This is a genomic window from Micromonospora eburnea (assembly GCF_900090225.1).
GTDB classification, from domain to species: Bacteria; Actinomycetota; Actinomycetes; order Mycobacteriales; family Micromonosporaceae; genus Micromonospora; species Micromonospora eburnea.
The window spans coordinates 4,991,570-5,006,988 of the sequence record NZ_FMHY01000002.1; the positions used below are offsets into that span (position 1 = coordinate 4,991,570).

Sequence of the window (15,419 nt, forward strand, 5' to 3'; positions counted from 1 at the left end):
CGTCCAGGTCACGCAGCACGAAGCGGAGGTCACGCACGTCGGCGCCGCGCCTCACCACGCCAGCCGGCGTCGACCTGAAGACGCGGACCCCGCGGCTGTCTCGGGGTCCGCGTCTGCACTGTTGACGGTCAGGGGAGGAGAAGTCCGATGCTCAGGGCGAATGGCAGGAGCATCACGCTCCCGGCGAGCAGCAGGCCGACGCGCAGTCGCTGCGGCCCGGCCAGTGCGGCGCGGCCACGCCAGGCGGACCGGGCCAGCAGCGTGGCCGAAACGAATGCGCCAACGAGGAGGAGCCGCAGCAGCAGCCAGGCCAGCGGCTGGCCGAGGAGAGCCGTGCCGGGTTGTCCCTGGGCCACGACGATGAAGACGACGTAGCCGGCGCTGCCCAGCGCGGTGACCAGCCCGATGGTCGTGAGCCAGCGAGCCGGCCTCGCCCCCGGCGGTGCGCCGCGGTGACCCCGCAGCCGCCGGATCACCGCGGCGACCGGCCAACTCAGCAACGTGGCCAGGAGCAGGCCGAAGAGACCGAAGCCGAGCCAGGTGACCGGGGTGAGGGGCAGGCTGTCGTGCCCCTGCCTGGGCGGTGTGTCGCTGTGCGACGCCGGGGCGGTGCCGGCGGTCACGGCCTCCACCCAGGCCGACATCATCCCCGCGTAGCCGGGGGTGAGCTGCCCGTCGGGGTAACCGGCGATGACCGGCCCGCCGGGGAGTTGATACCCGTCCGGCGTGACGCGCGCGCCGTGGCTGGCCCCGGGCAGCGTTCGGAGGGTCACGCTTCGGCTGGCGGTGAGTTGCTTGCTGAAGATGGCCGCGCTCTCGGCGGGCGGGACCACCACGTCCCGCTCGCCCCAGATCGCCAGGACCGGCTGCCGGACCTGGTTGAGCGCCGGGATCGGGTCGTATTCGGCTGCCGCGAAGGCACCGAGCCCCGTAACCACCTCCACGCTGCGGCTGGCGAGGGCATCCGAGGTTGCCGCGGCGATGCCGGCGCGGTTCAGCCGGCCGGCCAGGTGCCAGGCCTGCGTACGCGACGGGTTGAGCCCGGAGGCACCAACGGTGATGACGAACTTCACGTCAGCGGAACGGGATGCCGCGAGCGGCGCGATCCAGCCGCCTTCACTGAATCCCCAGAGGCCGACCTTATCGGCATCGACACCGTCGGACGAGCGGAGGACGCGAAGCCCGGCGAGCGCATCGCCGGCCATCGCCGAGAAGTCACGGTGGAATTTCGAGTAGTCGCCGCGCTTGTCGTAGATCAACGACACGATGCCCGCCTTGGCCAACGCCTCGGCCTCATGCGTCAGTTCGACGCGGTTGCCGATGCCCGATCCGTGCACCAGCACGATGCCGGGGTGGCGCACCGCGGTGTCCAGATCCGCCCGGCGCACGATCGAGCCGTGCAGTGTCGTCGGGCCGTTGGCGAAGGTGACCTCGGTGGCGGTGAGGCCCGCCGACGGCACGTAGCGGGGTGGGGCAGGGACGTTCTCGGCGGCCGCCGGCCGCGGGGTCGCGACGGCGAGCAGGAGCGTGGTGATCGTGGCGGCGCCGATGGCGAGACGCGAGGTGGCGGACTTCTTCATGCCGATGATGATCAAACCTGGCGGGCCCGGTGCCATCGCCGGCGCGAGCGATCGAGCACTCCCCCGCGCGAGGGAGAAACGGTCAGGAGCCGGGGGTGAGCATGCCCGACTCGTAGGCCGCGATGACGGCCTGGACCCGGTCGCGCAGGCCGAGCTTGCTCAGGACGTTGCTGACGTGGGTCTTCACGGTGTGCTCGCTGACGAACATCGCGGTGGCGATCTCCGGGTTGGACAGTCCCCGCCCCAGCAGTCCCAGAGTTTCGCGTTCACGGTCGGTCAGTTGATCGAGACCCGGGATCTCCCGGGGCCTGGGCCGGGGCCGCATCGCGTCCTCGATGAGTTTGCGCGTCACCGCGGGAGCGAGCATCGACTGGCCCTGGACGACGACCCGTACCGCGTGCACGAGGTCCTCTCCGCGCATGTCCTTGAGCAGAAAACCGCTGGCGCCCGCCCGGAGCGCGGCGAAGACGTACTCGTCGGAGTCGAAGGTGGTCAGGATGATCACTCGGGTGTCGCCGCGCACGCAGATGCGGCGGGCCGCTTCGACTCCGTCCAGCTTCGGCATCTGGATGTCGAGCAGAACCACGTCGGGCCGATGGGTCGCCACCGCATCGATGGCCTCCTGCCCATCGGCGGCCTGCGCGACGATCTCGATGTCGGGCTGGGTGCCGAGGATCATGACGAACCCGGTACGTACCAGCTCCTGGTCGTCGGCGATGACCACACGGATCACGTGAGCACCGCCTCGACGGCGAAACCCCGGGCACCCTTGCGGGGCCCGTAACTGACCGTCGCGCCGACCTCGGCCGCGCGTGCGATCATGCCCGCCAGGCCGGATCCCGCAGCACCGAACCGGGCACCGGGACCGGTGCCGTCGTCGATGACGCTCAGTCGTACCTCCTCCGGGTGCCACTGCACGGTCACCTCGACGTTCGTCGCACCGGAGTGCTTGATGCTGTTCGTGAGCGCCTCCTGTACCACCCGATAACCGGCCAGCTGGACCTCGGCGGGCAGGGGGCGCGGCTGACCGCGCACGGCCAGGGCCACCCGCATGCCGCTGGTCTCGGCCCGCGACACCAGATCCTGGAGATCCGCCAGGGACGGACCCCGGGTGCGCAGCGTACCGACCGTGGCGCGCAGCTGCGCCATGGCTTCCCGGCCGGTGTCGGAGATGGCCCGGAAGGCGGTCTGGGCCCGCGAATTCGGCTCCGCGGTCATCGCGCCCGCCTCGGCCTGCACCACCATGACGCTGAACGCGTGCCCGAGAATGTCGTGCAGGTCGCGTGCGATACGCGTGCGCTCCCGTTCGGCCGCGAGCTCGATGGAGTGGCGGGCACTCTCGGCCGCGAATTCCCGCCGGGTACGCATCATCACTCCGAGTGCGAATACCGCGCCCCACGTCAACGTCTCCCGCACGCCGGTGGATATCGATCCCACCGCGATGATCACGCCGATGGGGATGATCGCCACCGCGACGATCCGCTGAATACGGCCGGCGTGCGCACCGATCGTGTAGATGGCGATCAGGCCCCCGTACCAGATGGGTTGCGGCGGACCGTTCCTGCCCAGGAACGCGTATGCCTCGATACCGAACACGATGAGTATCAGGCAGGTCAGGGGTGCCCGGCGACGCCAGAGCAGTGGAAGGGCGGTGGCGGCGATCGGGGCGTACTCGGCGACGGTCCAGGCCCCGCCCGGTCGCGGGGCGGAGAAGAGGAACGGCACCGACTGCAGCAGCAGAACGAACGCAGCAAGCCCGATTTCCCTCGCCCACGATCGCCGCATGAAGATCCACTCTACGCTGCGACGCGCAGGCCAGGACACGCCGACCGGGCGAGACCGAGGCGCAGGCGGGCGGGGGTTCTGGCACCGCCGTCCGACATGATCCACAGCATGAGGGCTGGAGAACCACGATCAAAGCCTGAGCCGACCCTACCCGCCTACCGCGAGTCGACGATGAATCGCACGCCGTCGGCATCCGATATCCCGGCGAGTATCACCTTGTCGCTGGTGTGCCGGATCGGCTCGCCGATCGCCGCATGACTGGCCAGGTCCCAGAACTGGACGGCGCCCGTTTCATCAGCCGTCGCCACGATGGTTCGACCCTCAGGTGTCGAGCCAGCGGCGACCGCCTCGATTGCTCCGCCCTGCCCGGTGTTCAACGCCGCCAACAACTGCCCGCTCTCAAGGTCTCGCACGGCGAGCCTGCCCATTGAATGGCCGATGACTACCGCTGGTCGCCCCTCTGGGGTGAACAACATCGCTATCGAGCGGATTTGCTCGTCCACCTGCAGCCGGTCTGGATGCCGGCCTGCTCCGCCTTGTATGGCCCAGGTGAGGATGTTGTTTCTGTCGCTGACCGCGCCAAGAACAGCGCGTCCGTCAGGGAGTACGGCTGCGGCAATCGCTGTGACCGGCGAGGTGCTGGCTGCCGGCATCGCGACGATCCCGTTGCCCTGAGCCCAGCCCCAACAGCTGAGGGTGCCATCACTGGCGCTGGTCAGCAGCAAAGTTCGACCGTCGGCGACACCAGCCAACGCCATGGCTTCGACACGGTGGATCGGCTGTTCGCAACCGACGCCGGAGTCGGGATCGAAGCTGCGGTCGCGCAGGTCCCGGAGACGAACGGTTCGGTGATCGCCGCCGGTGGCTACGGACAATTCCTGGCCAGTTCGATTGACTGCGGCTAGATCGGTGACCGGCGCAGCGAACAGTGGAGCGGCCGTACGCGCCAACTGTAGCCGGTCATTGATCTGCCAGACGGACAGCCGGGTCGATCCTCGATCGCGCAGCAAACCGTCCAGTCGAATCTGATCGCCGTCGTTGAGGTGAGCCCTGCGTAGCCCACGCCAATGCTGCGCCTCGGCGAGTGCGGCCAACTGGGCATGGATGAATGCCATGCTCTTACCGCCGCCAGTTGCTCGCAGAACCTGGACGAGCCCGGACGAGAACGCTGAGAGATGCGGGCCCTCTTCGGCCTTGTTCGCCAAGACAAAGGTCCTGCGTCGCAACGAATCCGAACGGAGGTTGTACGGCTCTTCTGGAGACGGTCGAGCCGGCAACACCGTCGTACGTCGCTCAGAACGGTCGTCGAAGCACGCGTCGACGATGAAGACAAGTTGCTTCACCGGGCTCAATGCCAGCAGGTACCGGATGTCCCGCACGCTGATCGCGTTGACTGTGAACCCGTCGTCGGTGGTGGTGGTGTCAGCGGCCGTCAGGTACACCTCGGACGTTCTGGCATCGCGGATTCCATGGCCGGTGTAATAAATGACCAGTGTTTCCCGCGCCTGGGATGCCGCCTCCACGAATGACGACCACAGGCGTTCCCGAGTGGGATTCAACAGGAGTTCGTTGGTCGCCTGCGAAGGTCCGTCGCCGGATTCATGGAAGATGTCGGCGAGTTGCTTCGCTGGTGCCAGGTCGCGATGGACAACTGGCGTTGCGTCGGCCGTCAGGTAGCTGTCGACGCCGACAAAGAGCGCTCGCCACACGTTCAGAGGGGTATCCGGAACGGGATCGGCCGCGTCACCGTCGTCGGCGGGTGGTGCCGCCGGCTCGTCGTCGGCGGGAGGCGTACTCACTCCTCCACCAGCTGGCCCGACCGGGCCGGACGGGGTGGGCCGGGCACCGGCCGTAGGAGGCTCGAAGCCCTCCTCGCCGTCACCGTCCGTGTTGGTCGGCGGGAAGAGATCCGGCACCTGCTCCGCCATGGCAGCGCGCCACAGCGCGTCGAAGCGGTCGCACAGCGCGTCCGGATCGGCTCTCCGGTCTTGCTTGGCAAGGAACTCGACGATCTTGAACAGGCGCGGCAGGTTGGGGATCCGGGACACCGAGAAGACGTTCTTGACGAGGTTCGGACCGCAGTCGCAGGCACGCGCCATGTCACGAACCGATGGCCATCCGGCGCGGGCATGCAGGATGTGCAGCTCATCGTTGAGCTGCTTCAACGCTCCGGTCACGCCGGGAGCGCGACTCAGCCCCGCCATGCCACCCCTGAAGATCAAGGCACACCCGCCGGGCGGCAGGCGCGACCAAGCGTAGTGACCTTCGATGTGGCGGTCGAATTGAACGATCCCTCAGGGGAAGCGGTGTACTGGAATGTACCGAGGCGTGCCGGGCCGTACCCGCCAGCGGCCGAACGCACCGTTCCGGCCCGGGGCGGTCCATGTTGTCCTCCCCCGTAACGCAGCGTATCTGTGGGCCTGCTCCGGCCACGAGAATTTTCGTCAGGTCCGGAAGGGTAGAAGGAGGACGTACTGATGATCAACGAGCTTTCCGGTGCGGCGCTGAACGGCATCGTCGAGAACTTGCCGACGGCGCTGATCATGGCCGGCCTGGCGGCGGCCGCCGCCATGGTCGCCCGCCGTCGCAGCCGCCGGCGCAAGGCGGAACACAGCGGCGAAGACGCGGCGTGATCGCGGCAGGCGCTCAAGGCCGGCCCGGATCCACGGACGGCCTTGAGCACATCGCCGGCGTGAACGTCGTGGATGCCCGCGTAGGCACCGTCCATGACCGCCCAGCGATAGCAGACCCGCTCGGACGGTGGCTACCCCGCGCGGAGCGCGGCGAGGCCGACCCAGCGCCCGGCGTACGGGCCCGAGGCCAACCGGAGGTGTTCCACCCCGTTGACCACCGCCCGCCTGTCGTAGCTGACCCGCTCGCCGGCACCATGGCCGGCGACGACCGAGGTCATCGCCCCGTCCGGCCCGGTCTCGTAGGCGGTGAGCGACGGGGAGACCACGGTGGCCGTACGGGGCACCAGGTATGTCATGGCGGCTTTGACCCCGACCACGTACCGCACGCCCCGCGTCTCCGCGACGTGATAGCCCGAGAGGCTGCCCCCACTGATCAGATACCAGAAACCGGACTGGTTCGGGATCTTCTGCCGCTCCGCGAAGGGTGCACTGCCGGCGCGGGCAAGCGTCAACGTCCGGCTGTCGAGGAGTTCGCCGGTGCTGGAGAAGCGATAGCCGGTGTGGGTGCCGGCGGTCAGGCGCACCTCGCCGTGCACGCCGTGCGGGGGGAAGTCGGAGTAGAACACGTCGGCAATGCGGGCGAATTGCTCGTCGCCGGTGATGGCGTGCAGTTGCAGGTGCTGGACGCTGTGCGTGAAGTGGTACTTGTTGGAGTCCTTGGCGTGGTGGAGGCAGTACTTGCTGCGCGCGCCGGGGTTACGGATCATCGAGTAGGCGTCGCGGGTGGTGGTCAGCGCGCCCTGAAGCAGCAGCTTGGCGTACGGGTTCCGGGTCAGGACCCAGTAGTCCCACAGCCCGTAGGCGGAGAACGTGTGCCCGTTGTAGGTGCGGTCGCCCTGGAGGGTGCGCGGGTTGGGGTATTCGTCCAGCCAGAGCAGGCCGTCCTCGACATGGACGCCCCACGGCTTCCGGGCGACCGGTGGCAACCGGAACGAGGCGAACGTGGCGTCGGCGGCGGCACGCCAGGCGGGATCGTTGGTCACCTGGTGCAGCCGGCTGAAGAGGCTGAGTGCCTGGCCCTGCGACATCATCGAATACCACGGCGCCTTGTGCACCTGGTAGGCGGCGTGCACGCGGTAGTTGTACTCGTAGGGGTAGAACCAGGCGTCCTCGCGCAGCACCCGCCGGTCCACCAGCCGCTGCGCCTGCTTGATCGCCCGGTTCAGGTACTCCGCCGTGCCGGTGAGCCGGTGGCTCTCCAGCAGCGCGAGGCCGTACTGCGCCTGGCCGACCGGATGCTCGTGCTGCCGGCCGCCGGTGAACACCATCCGCACGCCCTGGGCGTCGTGTGTTCCGGTGTCGCCCAGTGGCAGCGGGGCGGTGAGGGCATACGGCCGCAGCTCGACCGGCAGCTCGCGGATCTCGAGGTCGCGGTACCGGAACTGGAACGGCAGGGCCGCGGTCGCCGCGAGGGTGTGTACGTCACCACCCAGCAGCGGGAGGGCACCGACCGCCAGACCGGTGCCGAGGAGGGCCCGGCGGGACCAGACCGACGACCTGCCAGAGGAATGCGTGGTCCGGCCGTGCGTCATATCGCTCTCCCCGTGGTGACGCTACGCTGCGGCTGGCACTGTATCCCAGATGCGGTTCCCGCGTCGGTGCCGACTCAGACGCCCACGCGCTGCTCGGGGATGGAGAGTCCATACAGGGCCATCAGCTCGGGGCTGTCGATCCGGCTGCCGTCGGCCACGGAGTCGCAGGCGATGTCCACGATCTGGTCCTTGTGCGCCAGCAGGTACGGCCGGGCGCCGACGTCGGCGCTGGCCAGGGTGGCGATGCCGGACCAGTGCCGGCGACCGAAGAGCATCGGGTAGCCGCGCAGCCCGTCGTAGGTGGCGCAGACCAGCACGTCCGGGTAGGGCAGGGCGGCCACCCGCCGGACCGCGGCGGCGGTGAGCCCGGGCATGTCGACGGGCACCACGACGACCGCCTCGATCCCCTCGTCGGTCAGCGCGGCCAGCCCGGCCCGGATCGAGGAACCGACCCCGGTCCCCCACGCGCGGTTGACCACCACGGTGGCTCTGGTCAGGTCCGTCGTCTCGCGGACCTGATCGGCTGCCGCGCCCAGCACGAGCACGATCTGCTCGCAGCCCGCCTGGCCCATTGTGTCGATCATCTGGCTGACCAGGGGCTTCTCCCCCTGGTGCAGCAACGCCTCAGGACCGCCGATCCGACGGCCCCCACCAGCGGCGATGATCATTCCTGCGATCCGGTTCAGCAGTGCCCCCTCGACCAGGGGGACGGAGCGGCGCAGCCGCGTCCGGTCCGTCCCGTCGTACGCACACCGGACCCAACGAGCGCCCCCGCGAGTGGGTAGCGGGGCAAAACGGAAAATTGTGCGGCTATGCCGCGTCGGCGTAGCAGTCCACGACGGACAGATCGAGCGGGAACCGGACCGGGGTGTCGCCGAAGAGCAGCCGGGTGGCCTGGGCACCCGCGGCGTTGACCGCCCCCGCGACCGCGTCGGCCCGACCGGCCGGGCAGTGCACGATCACCTCGTCGTGCTGGAAGAAGACCAGCTCGGCCCCGGTGCCGGCGAGGGCCGTCCGGAGCGTGGCCAGCAGGGTGGACGCCCACTCGGCGGCGGTGGCCTGGATGACGAAGTTGCGGGTGAACCGGCCACGGGAACGGGCCGCGCGAGCCCGGGGGCCCTGCGGATCCGCCCCCGAGTCCAGGTCCGGATCCTCACCATCGCCGAGGCCCACCGACCCGGGCGGACAGGTACGCCCCAGCCACGACCGCACCAGCCCGCCCGCCTCCCCGGTGCGGGCCGCCGCCTCGACGTATCCGAAGGCGGTCGGGTAGTTGCGCTTGAGCACCGCGAGGGCGGGCAGCGCGGCACCACCGGTCTGCCCGTACATGGCGCCGAGCAGGGCCACCTTGGCGCGGGCCCGGTCGCCGCCGAAGGCGTCCCGGGCCAGGGCGGCGTAGAGATCACCGGACCCACCGGCGGCGGCCAGCCGCTCGTCGCCGGAGACCGCGGCGAGCACCCGCGGTTCGAGCTGCCCCGCGTCGGCCACCACGAACGTCCAGCCGGGATCGGCCACCACCGCGCGCCGGATCACCTTCGGGATCTGCAACGCCCCACCGCCCCGGGTGGCCCACCGGCCGGAGACCACCCCGCTCGGCACGTACTCGGGCTGGAAGCGGCCGGCCGAGACCCAGGCGTCCCGCCACGCCCAGCCGTGCGCCGTCCAGATCCGGTAGAGCTCCTTGTATTCCAGGACCAGCGGCGCGGCCGGGTGCTCCACCCCGCGCAGCACCCAGGCCCGCGTGTTCGGCAGCTCCACCCCGGCCCGGGCGAACGCCTTCAGCAGCTCCGCCGGGGAGTCGGCGTGCACCTGGCGTACGCCGAAGGCCTCGGCGATCCGGGCGGCCAACTCGGCCAGACGGCGGGGCGGCCCGCCGACCGGCGACGCCTCACCGAGCAGCTCGGCGAGGATCCGGTCGTGCACGTCGGCACGCCACGGCAGGCCGGCCGCCCCCATCTCGGCGGCGACCAGCGCACCGGCCGACTCGGCGGCGACCAGCAGCCGGAACCGGCCGGGATGCGCGGTCGCCGCGATCCGGGTGAGCTGGTCGGCGTACACCCGGGTCAACGCCTCGATGCCCGGACCGGGCGGGCCGGACGGCGCGTCGAAAAGCGCGCCCTGGCCGTGGCCGGGCGGCGCCGCCGGGCGGGGCGCCGGGTCGGGCGGCACCGGCGCGCCGGTCAGCCGGGCCCACGCGGCGGCGAGCGAGCGGGGCTCGCCCCACCGGCCGGCGTGGCCGAGCAGCAGCGCCTCGGTGAGTTCGACGTCGTGGCAGCGGTCCAGCCGGACGCCGGCGCGCAGCAGCGCCGGGTAGAGCGGGACGGCGGTGGCCCAGACCCAGCGGGGCCGCTCGGCGGCCTCGCGGGCGGCCACCGCGGCGGCCAGGTCGGCCACCGGCTCGGCCGGACCGGCGGGCAGGCCGGCCGGGTCGAGGGGTTGCAGCACGCCCCCGCCCCGCTCATCCGAGACCACCGCCACCAGCACGAACGTGATTCTGCCTCGCCCGTCCGACAGTTCCGGTAAGGAAGGGTCCCCTGTTATCGCCTGGCGATAACAGGGGACCCTTCCTTACTCGTGGGCCGAGCGTCGGTTACTTCACCGCGCCGGAGGTGAGGCCGGACTGGATCTGCCGCTGGTAGATCGCGTACACGATGATCATCGGCAGGATGGAGAGGGTCAGGGCCGCGAAGAGCGCCGCCCAGTCGGCCTCGTAGCCGGCCGAGGTGGAGATGCTGGCGATGCCCTGGGTCAACACCCACTTGGCGTCGGCGCCCTCGCCCTGCATGAGCGCCACCGGCAGCAGGTACTGGTTCCACTGGCCGATGATGTTGAAGATCGTGATGCTGACCAGGCCCGGGCGGGCCATCGGCACCATGATCTGGAAGAAGAGCCGGGTGTGCGACGCGCCGTCGATCATCGCCGCCTCGGCCACCGACTGCGGCAGCGTCTTGAAGAAGGCGGCCAGGAAGAACACGGTGAACGGCAGCGAGTACGCGATGTAGACCAGGATCAGCCCGGTGTACGTGTTGAGCAGCCCCAGGTTGTTGACCACCAGGAAGAGCGGCACCAGGGCGAGGAAGACCGGGAACGCCAGACCCGAGACGAACAGGTAGTAGATCACCCGGTTGCCGGGGAACGGGTAGCGGGCCAGCACGTACGCGGCCATCGCGCCGAAGAGCATGGTGCCGGCGGTGCTCAGCGACACCACGAAGACGCTGTTGAGGAAGTAGCGCCCGACGTGTGCCTGACTCCACGCCCTCGCGAAGCTGTCGAAGCCGAACTCCTTCGGCAGCGCGAACGGGTTGCCGAGGAAGATCTCGGTGTTGCTCTTGAACGAGGCCAGGATCGTCCAGAGCAGCGGCGCGATCACCAGGACCGCCCAGACCGCCAGGGCGATGTGCCCGAGACCGTTGAGCAGGCCGATCTCCCGGCGCCGCCGGAGGGCCGGCCCGGCTTTCCCGCTGCCGGCAGTGCCGGGGCCGGCCGGGGCCGCCGGTGCGCCCGGTGCGATTTCTGTGGTCATCTGCGACCCCGCCTTAGAGCTCGATCGTGTCACGTCGGCTGACGCGCAGGGTGAGCGCCGCGAACGTGATCGTCAGGAAGAACAGCGCCACACCCATGGCCGAGGCGTAGCCGAACTGGGAGTAGCTGAACGCGTTGCGGTAGATCTCCATGCCGAGCACGGTGGTCGCGCCGTCCGGGCCACCCTGGTCGACGGAGAGCACCTGCACGATGGCGAACGCGTCGAAGGCCGCGATGCCGAGATACACCCAGGCCACCTGGAGGGTGTCCCAGAGCAGCGGGAGCGTGATCCGGAAGAACATCGCCGCCCGGCCAGCGCCGTCGATCACAGCCGCCTCGTAGATGTCCTTGGGCACCGAGGACATGCCGGCGGAGAAGAGCACCACATAGAAGCCGACCGCCTGCCAGACCAGCACCCCGACGATCGACCAGAGGGCGATCTTCGGATTGGCCATGAAGAGCACCGGATCCACGCCGAACAGGCCCAGGGCACCGTTGAGCAGTCCACTGTCGTCCGGCGCGTACACCCGGCTGAAGATCACGCCGACGATGACCACGGCCAGGATCTGGGGGAAGAAGAACACCACCCGGTAGAACTTCGACCCCCAGACCCCGGTCATGACGCCGCCCCGGCTCCCGCCGCCCACGTTGAGCATGAAGGCGAAGAAGAGCGCGATGGCGATGGTGAGGAGCGGCACGGCCAACAACAGGACCACGTGGTGCCGGATGGCCTTCCAGAAGATGTCGTCGGACAGCAGCCGCTCGAAGTTCTCCAGGCCGATGAACTTCGGGTTGGCGCTCACGCCCCGCCAGTTGGTGGTGGCGAGGTAGAACGCCTGGGCGTACGGCCCGATGACGAAGGTCACGTAGATCGCGACCGGGATCGCCAGGAAGCCGGCGATGAACGGGTACCTGCCGTGCCGCATCGTTGTCGTCTCCGCTCGTTCCTACCTGCGACTCAGCGGGTGAACTTCTCGATGGAGGAGTCCTTCTTCACCGCGTCGGCGGCCTTCTGCATACGCTCGCAGAACTTCTCGGCGGTGCCACCGTTGAACATCAGCTCGTTGGTCGCCGCCCGAGCCTCGTCGTCGAGCTTCTTGTACCAGGTGTCGAAGCGGTAGGCGAAGTAGTCGCTGCCCGCCGCGGAGAGCATCGCGTTGCCGCTGCTGAGACCGGGCGAGATCTCCAGACCGTCGACCGCCCCCTTGACCACGGTGAGCACCTTGGTCAGCTCCGTGAAGCCCTTCGCGCCCTCCTTGGAGAGCATGTGCCGCAGGTACTCCATGCCACCGCGCGGGTTCTTCCCCTTCGAGGCGACGAAGTACATCTCGCCGGCCGCCGCGTAGATGGCGGTCTGCGGCAGCTTGTCGGAGGCGGTCACGCTCGGCGTCGGCATGATCGCGTACTTGAACCCGGGCGGGGTGTCCTTGGCCTGCTCGTTCTCCAGCCACGAACCGCTGGGGTAGAACGCCACCTTGCCCTGGTTCTGCTGGAGCTGGACCTCGGTGTGCTTGAGGCCCAGGTGCGCCTTGTTGCCGTACTTGGCGCCGATCTCGGCCCAGGCCGCCGCCGCCTGCTTGACGGGCTCGGCCTGCCAGGCGCCGTCCTCCAGGTTGTCGATGTTCTTCAGCACGTCCGGGCCGCCGATCTTCGCGGCGCTGGTCAGGATGACCAGGTACTGGTAGTAGGCGGCGTTCGCCCCGGCGTAGGAGTAGGGCGTGATGCCGGCCGCCTTGATCTTGTCGCAGAGCGCGGTGAACTCGGCCCAGGTCTTCGGCGCCGCCCAGCCGTTCTTCTCGAACAGCGCCGCGTCGTACCAGAGGCCGTAGACGGTGAAGGCGTAGTTGAGCACGTACGGCTTGCCGTTGAAGGTGCCCTGCTCGACGGTGCCGGGGATGAGGCTGTCCCGGACCTTCGTGTTCGGGTCGTGCAGCGACGGGGCGTCGAACAACTCGGTGAGGTCCTGCACCTGACCGGCCTGCACCAGCGCGCCCTGGTCCATCAGCTTCGAGCCGGCGTTGTTCACCATGTCCGGCGGGGTGTTGCTGGTGAACCGGGGCTGCAGGACCGTGGCGATCTCCTCCGCCTGGGAGAACTTCACCTCCGCCTTCGGGAACTTCTTCTTGTACGACGGGATGTGCACGTCGGTGGCGTACTTGGTGCCGAGGCCGCCGTTGAAGATGACCACCTCCAGCGGCGCGTCCTCCTTGACGCCCAACGGGTTGTCGGCGGACTTCTTGCCCTCGGCCTGCTCGGTCGGCTCGTCGTCGCCACCGCTGACGCAGCCGCTCAGCAGCCCGACGGCGGGGGTGGCGATCAGACCGACGGCGGCGGCCCGCCGCAGCAGGGTCCGGCGGCTGAGGTCGCCGAGGTTCTCGGGAGTAACCGACATCTTCGTCTCTCCTTGTGGTGTCGGGTCAGGCGGTACGCCGGAGGCGCCCGGCGTACCGCGACTCGAGGGCGAGGTTGTGCTCGTCCCCACCGGGGACGTTGGCGGAGAGGTAGATAGGGGGTACCTCCCCGGCCTGGTGGAACCGTCGTACGACCTCGGCGGTCAGCAGCTGCGCCAGCAGCGCCGCGGTGACCGACGAGACCGCACAGACCGCGCCGCCGCCCTCGAGCGGCAGCAGTGCGTCGCCGTACGGCGCGCCGTTGTCCAGCACGACGTCAGCGAGGTCGGCGAGCCGGTGCCCGGACGGGTGCCGAGGAGCGACCCGGGCGGTGTGCTCGACCGAGGTGACCGCGATCAACGGGTGGCCGTGCTCCCGGACCAGCGTCGCCAGCTCGACCACCGAGCCGTTGATGCCGGACTGGGAGGCGACCACGAACACGTCCTCGCGCTGTGGCGCCGCGAGGGCGTAGAGCTGGTGCGCCACCGCCGGGTCGCGCTCCAGCTTGGGATCGGCGAGCACGTCGCGGGGCGCGTCGCCGTGCAGCACGAGATCGTGCAGGGAGAGTCGGTTGGTGGGGACCAGGCCGCCGGCGCGGGCCACCAGCTCGGCGGCGAACGCCTCGGAGTGGCCGGCGCCGAAGGCCTGGAGCACCCCGCCGGCACGCAGCCCGGCGGCGATCAGGTCGGCCGCCCGGTCCACCCCGTCCGCCTGGGTGTCGACCAGCCGGTCGAGCACCGGGCGGACGGCCTCCGCGTACCGCCGGGCACTGATCATGAGGCGGCCCCCTTCGCGGCCTTGTGCCCGTCGACGGCCTGGGCGGTACGCCGGAAGGCCGCGTGGGCGCGGTCGTGGGTGCGCTGCGCCACCGCGATGTACAGCAGGTCGAGCACGACGAGCTGGGGGTGCCGGGCGGAGAGCGCGTCGGGTCGGAAGGTGGTCGCCTGGCTGGCGGTGACCAGCACGATGTCGGCCAGTTCGGCCAGCGGCGAGCGGGGAAAGCCGGTCAGCGCGATCGTGGTGGCGCCGCGACTGTCCGCCTCGGCGAGCATCTCGATGGTCTCCCGGGTCTGCCCGGTGTGCGAGATGCCGAGCGCGACGTCGCCGGCACCGAGCAGCGCGGCGCTGGCCAGCCCCTCGTGCACGTCACTCCAGGCCCAGGCGGCCACCCCGATACGGTGCAGGCTGAACTGCATCTCCTCACCGACCAGGGCGCTGCCGCTGGCGCCGAAGATGTTCACCCGGCTGGCGCCGGCGATGGCGACGGCGGCCTTCTCCACCTCGGCGAGGTCGAGCAGCGAGGCGGTGTCGTGCATGGCCCGGGTGTCGGCGGCGATGATCTGGTTGAGGACCCGGGACAGCGGATCGCTGGGCTGGATCTCCCGGCCGATGTCGACGGTCCAGCCGGCGGAGCGCGCCCGGCCGGTCTCCGCCGCGATGCCGAGCCGCAGGTCGGCGTAGCCCTCGAAGCCCATCGCCCGGCAGAACCGGGTGATGGTCGCCGGTGAGGTGCCGCTGCGCTCGGCCAGCTCCACGATGGTGGCGCGGGCCGCCGCCTCCGGGTCGCTGAGCACGTGCTCGGCGACGCGGCGCAGCGCCCCCGTCAGCTCCCCCGCGCCGGCCCGGACCCTGGCCAGCACGCCGTCGGAGGAGACTGCCACCGCACCCCGCCGGTCGACCGCTTCGGCGTCGACCACCGCGGTCCCCGCGGAGGTGTCCACCTCGTGATCAACCATGGGACGCCTTTCGGAAAAGAGTGTTAACTGTTAGTGGTAAAAGTTCTTACTAAGAGCCCCTCCGTGTCAAGGCTGTGGGCGAAGTTTTCAAACTGTTACCTGGCGCACAGCCGGACGGCGGCCGGTGGATCTTGCATCGGACCGCCGGGCCGACCAGCATGAAGGGCCACCAAGGCCCGAG

General features: G+C 69.9%; 13 protein-coding genes. 1 reads left to right on the forward strand and 12 read right to left on the reverse strand.

The annotated features are described in order from the left end of the window. Nucleotides 1–128: 128 nt before the first annotated feature. The 4 genes from GA0070604_RS21470 to GA0070604_RS21485 all read right to left on the reverse strand — a co-directional run bounded on the left by GA0070604_RS21470 (nucleotide 129) and on the right by GA0070604_RS21485 (nucleotide 5,542). Nucleotides 129–1,580, reverse strand: coding sequence for an alpha/beta hydrolase family protein (locus GA0070604_RS21470; protein WP_167363554.1), 1,452 nt, complete (start codon nucleotides 1,578–1,580; stop codon nucleotides 129–131). Nucleotides 1,581–1,662: 82 nt separating this feature from the next. Continuing rightward, the gene (locus GA0070604_RS21475) at nucleotides 1,663–2,313 is read right to left on the reverse strand and encodes a response regulator (RefSeq protein WP_091121408.1); all 651 of its coding nucleotides are present in this window, start codon (nucleotides 2,311–2,313) and stop codon (nucleotides 1,663–1,665) included. After that, nucleotides 2,310–3,365: a sensor histidine kinase gene (locus tag GA0070604_RS21480; RefSeq protein WP_091121413.1), complete on the reverse strand. Its 1,056-nt coding sequence runs from the start codon at nucleotides 3,363–3,365 to the stop codon at nucleotides 2,310–2,312. Before GA0070604_RS21480 ends, GA0070604_RS21475 begins: the two co-directional genes overlap by 4 nt. A 155-nt stretch (nucleotides 3,366–3,520) precedes the next feature. Continuing rightward, a complete protein-coding gene (locus tag GA0070604_RS21485) occupies nucleotides 3,521–5,542 on the reverse strand; it encodes a WD40 repeat domain-containing protein (RefSeq protein ID WP_167363555.1) in 2,022 nt (673 codons plus the stop codon). Nucleotides 5,543–5,842: 300 nt separating this feature from the next. On the opposite strand from GA0070604_RS21485, the gene GA0070604_RS32710 reads away from it, so the two are divergent. Next, nucleotides 5,843–5,998, forward strand: coding sequence for a hypothetical protein (locus tag GA0070604_RS32710; protein ID WP_167363556.1), 156 nt, complete (start codon nucleotides 5,843–5,845; stop codon nucleotides 5,996–5,998). A 131-nt stretch (nucleotides 5,999–6,129) separates the two neighbouring features. Here GA0070604_RS32710 and GA0070604_RS21490 read toward each other — a convergent pair whose 3' ends face one another. The 8 genes from GA0070604_RS21490 to GA0070604_RS21525 all read right to left on the reverse strand — a co-directional run bounded on the left by GA0070604_RS21490 (nucleotide 6,130) and on the right by GA0070604_RS21525 (nucleotide 15,238). Further along, nucleotides 6,130–7,590, reverse strand: a complete 1,461-nt coding sequence (locus GA0070604_RS21490; RefSeq protein WP_091121421.1) for a D-glucuronyl C5-epimerase family protein — start codon at nucleotides 7,588–7,590, stop codon at nucleotides 6,130–6,132. A 74-nt stretch (nucleotides 7,591–7,664) separates the two neighbouring features. Further along, nucleotides 7,665–8,258 (reverse strand): nucleotidyltransferase family protein, encoded by a 594-nt coding sequence (locus GA0070604_RS21495; RefSeq protein WP_091121424.1) that lies wholly within the window; start codon nucleotides 8,256–8,258, stop codon nucleotides 7,665–7,667. 142 nt (nucleotides 8,259–8,400) lie between these two features. Further along, nucleotides 8,401–10,074, reverse strand: coding sequence for a bifunctional 3'-5' exonuclease/DNA polymerase (locus GA0070604_RS21500; protein ID WP_377593308.1), 1,674 nt, complete (start codon nucleotides 10,072–10,074; stop codon nucleotides 8,401–8,403). A 106-nt stretch (nucleotides 10,075–10,180) separates the two neighbouring features. After that, entirely contained in the window at nucleotides 10,181–11,113 is a 933-nt protein-coding gene (locus tag GA0070604_RS21505; RefSeq protein WP_091121430.1) for a carbohydrate ABC transporter permease, read from the reverse strand. A 13-nt stretch (nucleotides 11,114–11,126) separates the two neighbouring features. Beyond that, on the reverse strand, nucleotides 11,127–12,038 hold the full coding sequence (locus GA0070604_RS21510; protein WP_091121433.1) for a carbohydrate ABC transporter permease: 912 nt from the start codon (nucleotides 12,036–12,038) through the stop codon (nucleotides 11,127–11,129). 32 nt (nucleotides 12,039–12,070) lie between these two features. Next, nucleotides 12,071–13,504 carry an N-acetylglucosamine/diacetylchitobiose ABC transporter substrate-binding protein gene (ngcE, locus tag GA0070604_RS21515; protein WP_091121437.1) on the reverse strand — a complete coding sequence of 478 codons (1,434 nt, stop codon included), beginning with the start codon at nucleotides 13,502–13,504 and terminating at the stop codon, nucleotides 12,071–12,073. Between the two features lie 25 nt (nucleotides 13,505–13,529). Continuing rightward, nucleotides 13,530–14,279: an SIS domain-containing protein gene (locus tag GA0070604_RS21520; RefSeq protein WP_091121441.1), complete on the reverse strand. Its 750-nt coding sequence runs from the start codon at nucleotides 14,277–14,279 to the stop codon at nucleotides 13,530–13,532. After that, entirely contained in the window at nucleotides 14,276–15,238 is a 963-nt protein-coding gene (locus GA0070604_RS21525) for a MurR/RpiR family transcriptional regulator (RefSeq protein ID WP_091121445.1), read from the reverse strand. The genes GA0070604_RS21520 and GA0070604_RS21525 overlap by 4 nt, the downstream gene beginning before the upstream one ends. Nucleotides 15,239–15,419 lie beyond the last annotated feature (181 nt).

Excerpts from the sequence above, each read along its gene's own strand:
- GA0070604_RS21470 (WP_167363554.1), bottom strand. The coding sequence starts at position 1,580 with ATGAAGAAGTCCGCCACCTCGCGTCTCGCCATCGGCGCCGCCACGATC.
- GA0070604_RS21480 (WP_091121413.1), bottom strand. The coding sequence starts at position 3,365 with ATGCGGCGATCGTGGGCGAGGGAAATCGGGCTTGCTGCGTTCGTTCTG.
- GA0070604_RS32710 (WP_167363556.1), top strand. The coding sequence starts at position 5,843 with ATGATCAACGAGCTTTCCGGTGCGGCGCTGAACGGCATCGTCGAGAAC.
- GA0070604_RS21490 (WP_091121421.1), bottom strand. The coding sequence starts at position 7,590 with ATGACGCACGGCCGGACCACGCATTCCTCTGGCAGGTCGTCGGTCTGG.
- GA0070604_RS21495 (WP_091121424.1), bottom strand. The coding sequence starts at position 8,258 with ATGATCATCGCCGCTGGTGGGGGCCGTCGGATCGGCGGTCCTGAGGCG.
- GA0070604_RS21505 (WP_091121430.1), bottom strand. The coding sequence starts at position 11,113 with ATGACCACAGAAATCGCACCGGGCGCACCGGCGGCCCCGGCCGGCCCC.
- GA0070604_RS21510 (WP_091121433.1), bottom strand. The coding sequence starts at position 12,038 with ATGCGGCACGGCAGGTACCCGTTCATCGCCGGCTTCCTGGCGATCCCG.
- ngcE (WP_091121437.1), bottom strand. The coding sequence starts at position 13,504 with ATGTCGGTTACTCCCGAGAACCTCGGCGACCTCAGCCGCCGGACCCTG.
- GA0070604_RS21520 (WP_091121441.1), bottom strand. The coding sequence starts at position 14,279 with ATGATCAGTGCCCGGCGGTACGCGGAGGCCGTCCGCCCGGTGCTCGAC.
- GA0070604_RS21525 (WP_091121445.1), bottom strand. The coding sequence starts at position 15,238 with ATGGTTGATCACGAGGTGGACACCTCCGCGGGGACCGCGGTGGTCGAC.